At 72.8% G+C, this 6,520-nt stretch carries 4 protein-coding genes; all 4 read left to right on the top strand.

Translation table 11 applies throughout. From position 1 onward, the window contains the following. Positions 1-524: 524 nt before the first annotated feature. Positions 525-728 (top strand): cold-shock protein, encoded by a 204-nt coding sequence (locus tag ACZ4UB_RS35955; RefSeq protein ID WP_328929665.1) that lies wholly within the window; start codon positions 525-527, stop codon positions 726-728. Between the two features lie 113 nt (positions 729-841). Continuing rightward, positions 842-1,936 carry a carboxylate-amine ligase gene (locus ACZ4UB_RS35950; RefSeq protein ID WP_468076895.1) on the top strand — a complete coding sequence of 365 codons (1,095 nt, stop codon included), beginning with the start codon at positions 842-844 and terminating at the stop codon, positions 1,934-1,936. A 211-nt stretch (positions 1,937-2,147) separates the two neighbouring features. Further along, on the top strand, positions 2,148-3,362 hold the full coding sequence (locus ACZ4UB_RS35945) for an enoyl-[acyl-carrier-protein] reductase FabV (protein ID WP_468076893.1): 1,215 nt from the start codon (positions 2,148-2,150) through the stop codon (positions 3,360-3,362). Between the two features lie 178 nt (positions 3,363-3,540). Beyond that, positions 3,541-6,520: MSCRAMM family protein (locus tag ACZ4UB_RS35940; RefSeq protein WP_468076891.1), on the top strand; the 2,980-nt coding region annotated here is incomplete at its 3' end.

Here is a 6,520-nt window from a genome sequence, read left to right as displayed (position 1 = left end):
GCCCCTCTGAAAACGCGGGGGCCAGGGGCTCCCCCCTTTTTCCCAAAACCCCGGGCAACCCCCCCCCCCCCCCCCCCCCCCCGGGCCCCGCCGGGCAGCGCGTCACTCTAGGACGGGGTGCGCCCGCGTTCCCATCAGCACATGCATGCGAAGGGTCGCCCACGGGGCGGCGGGGTGCCGCCGGGCGCTGCGGGCGCGGGATACCGTGCCGGTATGTGGGAGCGCACAGCGCGCCGAGGCCGGTGCCGTACGGGCGCCGCGCGGGCCGCGGAACTGACGCGGAACGGACACAGTCGCGACCGCGACCTGGACCCGCACGATCCCCGCGCCGAGAATCGTCTGCAAGCGGTGATCGTAGCTCTCTGGTGACGGGCGCATTCGCCGTGTAGCTTCTGTTCCAGCTGTCGTGGTTCGCAGTTCCTGCCCGCGCCCTGGCGTGGGCGTTTTGCTGTGCAGTGCCGGACCAGGGCGATCACCTCCGGGTCCGCGCGGTGCGGATCCGACATCGACTGAGAGGCATCATCATGGCCAGCGGAACCGTGAAGTGGTTCAACTCCGAAAAGGGCTTCGGCTTCATCGCGCAGGACGGCGGCGGCCCCGACGTCTTCGCGCACTACTCCAACATCAACTCCACGGGCTACCGTGAGCTGCAGGAGGGCCAGGCCGTGACCTTCGACATCACGCAGGGCCAGAAGGGCCCGCAGGCGGAGAACATCACCGCCGCCTGATCCGCGCGGAACCGTCCGCCCGCCCCGGAGTCACGGACACCGGGGCGGGCGGAGCGCTGTACGCGACGCGTCCCACAGGAATGATCAAGGCGCGTCCGGGGTAGCGGCATCACGTGATCACCGTCGGCGTCGAAGAGGAGTACGTCCTCCTGGACCCCGCCACGGGCCTGCCGGCGCCCTTGGCCGAGGAGGTCCGCCGGGCCGCCGGCCTCGGCGCCGTGGCGGACCCCGACGAGGTGCAGGACGAGCTGCTCCAGGCCCAGGTCGAGGTGGCCACCGCCGTGTGCACGAGCCTGGCGGAGGTCGGGGGCCACTTGCTGCGCCTGCGGCACGCCGTGGCCTCGGCCGCCGAGGACAGCGGCTGCCGGATCGCGGCCACGGGCGCCGCGCCGCTGCGGGGCCCCCTGCCCGTACCCGTGACGCAGACGCCGCGCTACCTGCGGATCGGCGGCGCGGCCCGGCAACTGGTCGACGAGCACCTCATCTGCGGGATGCACGTCCATGTGGCGGTTCCCGATCGGCAGACCGGCGTCGCGGTGCTGAACCGGATCCGCGGGTGGCTGCCGACCCTCCTGGCCATGTCCGCCAACTCACCCGTGTGGGAGGGCCGGGACACCGGGTTCGCGAGCTGGCGCACCATCGTCTTCGGCCGCTGGCCCGTCAGCGGCCCGCCGCCCGCCTTCGCCGACGCCGCCGACTACGAACGGCGCCTGGAGGCCCTGGTGGCCGCCGGGGTGATCGCCGACCGGGGCCAGGTGTACTGGCAGGCCCGGCTCTCGGACCGCTACCCCACCGTCGAGGTGCGCTGCGCGGACGTCCAACTGCGGGCCGACGACGCGGTCATGCTCGCCGGGATCGTCCGCGCCCTGGTCGCCACGGCGATCGCCGAGGAGGAGGCCGGCGCCCCGTCGGAAACGCTGGATCCGGAGCTGCTGCAAGCGGGCACCTGGCACGCCGCCCGGTACGGGCTGGGCGGCACGCTGACGGACCGGTACGGGCGCCCGCACAGCAGCGGCGACACGCTGTGCTCGCTGCTGCGCCACATCACCCCGGCCTTGGAGACCGCGGGCGACCTCCGCCAGGTGAGCGCCCTCGTCCACCGCCTCCTGCGCGAGGGCACCCCCGCCGACCGGCAGCGCCGCGCGCTGACCGAAGCCGGCCTCCCCGGCCTCGTCGACCTGATCACCGCGGCCGGGGCCGGAACCTAGGGCGTCCCTCCCGCGATCCCGAAGATCAAGATCATTCATAGGCGCAAGATCATTCATACGCGCGCGGCGTGCTCAATGCCGGACCCCACAACGCGGGGGCGGATTCTCCGTAGCCCGCTCGCAGGAGTGGGCGTCCCGCGCCGCCGATACGCTCCCGAAGAGGGCACCTCGAACTCGCACACCCACTCGGCACCAGCGGAACGGACCCCCCTTGAGTCTCCGGCAGATCGACCCGAAACAACGCGGCTTCCTGATCGTCAACTCCCACCCCACCGGCTCCGCCGAGACCGTCGAGCGGATGTGGGAGCGGATCCCGGCCCGTAGCGACGGCAGCAGCCCGGTGGTCCTGCTCCTGGGCCACAGCGCCGGATACGGCCTGGCCACCCTCCTGACCGGTCTGCGCCAGCACGGGATCCGAGGCATCGGCGTCGCCTACGAAGGCGCCGAGACCGAGCGCCGCACCGCCACCGCCGGTTGGTACCGCACCGCGGCCGCCGCCCGCCTCGTCGAAGAGGCCGGCCACGACTTCCTCTTCGTCAACACCGACGCCTTCTCCGACGAGGGCAAGGCCGAGGTCCTCGACCTGGTCGAGGAACGGTTCGGGCAGGTCGACCACTTGATCTACAGCCTCGCCGCGCCCCGCCGCACCGACCCGGCCACCGGTACCGTCCACCACTCGGTGATCAAGCCGCTCGGGCAGCCCTACCAGGCCCCCGCGCTCGACTTCTCCCAGGCCGCCCCCGCGGTCACCAGCATCCGCCTGGAGCCGGCCACCGAAGCGGAAGCACACGACACCGTGCAGGTCATGGGCGGCGCCGACTGGCAGCTGTGGGTCCGCGCGCTCGCCGCGCGGGGGCTGCTCGCCGAGCGCTTCACCACCGCCGCGCTCACCTACATCGGCTCCGAACTGACCGCCCCGGTCTACCGCCAGGGCACCATCGGCGCCGCGAAGCAGCACCTGGAGAACACCGCCGGCGAGCTGAACGAGACGGTCCTGGCGGGCGCGCAACGCGCCTTCACCGTCGTCGCGGGCGCCGCCGTCACCCAGGCCTCCAGCGCCATCCCCTCCATCGCCCTGTACACCGCCTTCCTCCACACCGTCCTCGGCGACGGCCTGCGCACCACCGCCCAGCAGGCGGAGGACCTGTGGGACCAGCTCACCGGCACCACGGCACTGGTCACCGACGAACAGGGCCGCATCCGGCTCGACGGCTGGGAACTCGACCCGAAGGTCCAGGACCTGGTCCGGGAACTGTGGGCCGACCCGCACGCCGGACTGGCGCGCTCGCCCGAAGGCGCCGCCTGGTTCATGGCGCAGCTGCGCGAGCTGTACGGATGGGGCCTCGACGGGGTGGACTACGACCGCCCCGACCAGACCACCGTGAGCTGGCCCGCGCCCGGGCCCGCGCGGGAGAAGACCGGCTGAGCCCCCCCGCCCCCACCTCCACCCTCACCCCCGCCCCCGGGCCGGCGCCGTGCGACGGCACGGACGTTCGGGTGTTTGCGTGTGGCAAGGGGGTGTCCGCTCCCGCACGGCTCACGGGGGATCGGCCCGGGGGAACGCATCCTGTGCCCACAGTCAGTGGATCTCGGAAATGAGGCACATGAGCGTTCCCCTGAGAGTCCCCGGTCGCGGGGCCCGGCGGTGGCTGGGGGGTCTGGCCGTGCTCGTCGCGCTCCCCGCCCTCGCGGCGCCGCCACCCGCCTTCGCGGGTCCGGCCGCCCGGGCGGAGGGCTCGGTCACGGTGACCGTCGTCCGCGACGTCGACTCGGACGGCAGTTGGACCCCGGCCCTGGAGGTCGGCGAACCGGGCATCCCCGTGACGCTCACCGACGCCTCGGGCAGGACGGGCCGGGGCGTCACCGGAGCCGACGGCAAGGTGGTGCTGGCCCCGGGCGCCCTCGGCCTGAGCGGCGGCCGCTACCGGGTCGAGGCCGTCATCCCGGCGGCCACACCGTACCTGCGGCCCGCGCAGGCGGGCGGCCCCGCGCCCTCCCTGTCCTCCCTCGTGGAGTTCGTCGACGTGACGAACGGCAACGCCACCGTGGTCACGGGAGTGCACAACCCCGCCGACTACTGCCAGGCCAACCCGGACCTCGCCACCCCCTGCCACCACCAGAGCGCACCGGGCCAGGTCGGCACCCGGGCCCTGGTCTCGTGGCCCTACGACCGCACGGGCGACTCCCCGGCGCCGGCCGACGAGACGACGTTCGAGGACATCGGCGCCACCTACGGCCTCGCGCACCGGCGCGACACCGACCAACTGTTCACCGGTGCGCTGACCAAGCGGCTGATGCCCTACGGACCCGCGGGCCCGGGCGGGATCTACGTCGTCGACCGGGGCAGCAAGAAGACCTCGCTGTTCGCGACCGTCCCCGACGCGGGCGACGCCAAGCACTCGGCCGACCTCACCCGCGACACGATGGAGATCAACAACGCGGTCGGCAAGGAGGGCCTCGGCGACCTGGACCTCGCGGACGACGGCCGCACCCTCTACGCCGTCGGCCTCAAGGCGAAGAGCCTGTACGTCTACGACACCGACGGCGCCGGCCCGGGCAAGGCACCCGCCACGCCCCGGCAGGTCATCCCCATCCCCGACCCCGGCTGCCCCGGGGGAGCGGCGGACTGGCGCCCGTACGGACTCGGCGCGCACGACGGAGCCGTGTACGTGGGCGGCACCTGTAGCGCCGAGACCTCACAGAAGGACGAGGACCTGCGGGCCTTCGTGCTCAAGCTGAACGGCACCGCCTTCGAGAAGGTGATCGAGCACGGGCTGGGCGCCGAGCGCGGCATGGGCTACGCCGCCACCCTGGGCGACACCCACTGGCGCCACTGGCTGCCCACCTGGGACCCGTACGCCTGGTTCAAGCAGTCCAACTTCCCGCAGCCGCTCCTGTCCGACATCGTCTTCGACCGCGACGGATCGATGATCCTGGGCTTCCGGGACCGGCTCGGCGACCAGGCCGGCTACGAGGCCCTGCCGCCGGAAGGCAGCACCAACGACACCGCGCAGCGGTCCCTCTTCCCCGCGATGGGCGACATCACCCGCGTGTGCAAGACGGCCACCGGATGGGTCTGGGACAGCGAGTCCGACGCCTGCCCCAACCACTTCAAGCCCGGCAGCGCGCCGCCCCAGCAGGACGGCGTCAAGGAGTACTACTACGCCGACTCCACGCTGGGCCAGCTCGCCGAATCGCTCCAGGGCGGCCTGGCGTTCGCACCGCGCTTCACCAAGACGGTCTCCACGATCGTCGACCCGCTGACCATCTTCTCCGGCGGGGTGCGCAAGTTCGACAACACCACCGGAGCGGGCTCGGAGGACTACCAGGTCGACGGCGGCACCGGCTCCTTCGGCAAGGCGAACGGCCTCGGCGACCTGGAACTGCTCTGTGACGAGGCGCCGGTGCAGATCGGCAACCGCGTCTGGTTCGACCGCGACCGCGACGGGATCCAGGGCCCCACCGAGGAGCCCATCCCCGGCGCCACGGTGACCCTCAAGGACAAGGCGGGAACCGTCCTCGACACCACGCGGACCAACGAGCGGGGCGAGTACTACTTCCAGGTCAAGCCGCACACGGACTACCAGATCAGCTTCGACGTGAAGACGGCCGAGACCGGGGGCATCCCGGAGAAGCCCGCCCCCGCCGACCTGGTGCCGACGGCCAAGGAGCAGGGCGGCAACCGCTCGGTGGACTCCAACCCCGACCCCGCCACGCAGACCGAGTCGCTGCGCACCGGCGGCGCGGGCGCCAACGACCACACGCACGACGCTGGCTACTACATCCCGCCGACCGGGTCGGTCAGCGTCGTCAAGCACGACGCCGGCACCAACCGCCCGCTGGCGGGCGCGGTGTTCCAGCTGTGGCGCGAGACCAACGGCCGTCCCGGACTCCAGAGCGGCGACGACGCCGACACCAAGGTCGGCGATCCGTGCACCACGGGCACCGACGGGGTGTGCAGGACCGACAAGCTGCCCCTCGGCGCGTACTACTGGCAGGAGACCCAAGCGCCTCCCGGATACGTGCTCCCCGCCCGGCCGGTCAGCGGACCGCACGAACTGACCGTCCAGAACGCGGAACGGGGCCTCGTCGTCACCGTCGACAACGCACCGCGCACCGGCGCGATCAGCGTCCTGAAGACCGACCGCGGGACCCACCGCCCGCTCGCGGGCGCCGTGTTCCAGTTGTGGCACGAGTCCAACGGGCGGCCCGGTCTCCAGAGCGAGGGCGCCGACCCGGACACCCGCGTGGGCGCGGCCTGCACCACCGGAGCCGACGGCCTCTGCGTCCGCACCGGGCTCGCCCTGGGCGCGTACTACTGGCAGGAGACCCAGGCACCCGACGGCTACCAGCTCCCCGACCCGCCCGTGACCGGACCGTACGAGCTGACGGCCGAGAACGCCGGACAGGGCCTGACCGTCACCCTCACCAACGAACAGCGCAACGGGGCGATCACCGTCCTGAAGACCGACGCGCGCACCGGCAAGCCGCTCGCGGGCGCCGTGTTCCAGTTGTGGCACGAGTCCAACGGGCGGCCCGGTCTCCAGAGCGAGGGCGCCGACCCGGACACCCGCGTGGGCGCGG

It is taken from the genome of Streptomyces sp. NPDC028419, assembly GCF_055565515.1.
The sequence above is the reverse complement of the archived record's forward strand: the minus strand, read 5'-3'. Positions and strand labels throughout refer to the sequence as shown.

Excerpts from the sequence above, each read along its gene's own strand:
- ACZ4UB_RS35955 (WP_328929665.1), top strand. The coding sequence starts at position 525 with ATGGCCAGCGGAACCGTGAAGTGGTTCAACTCCGAAAAGGGCTTCGGC.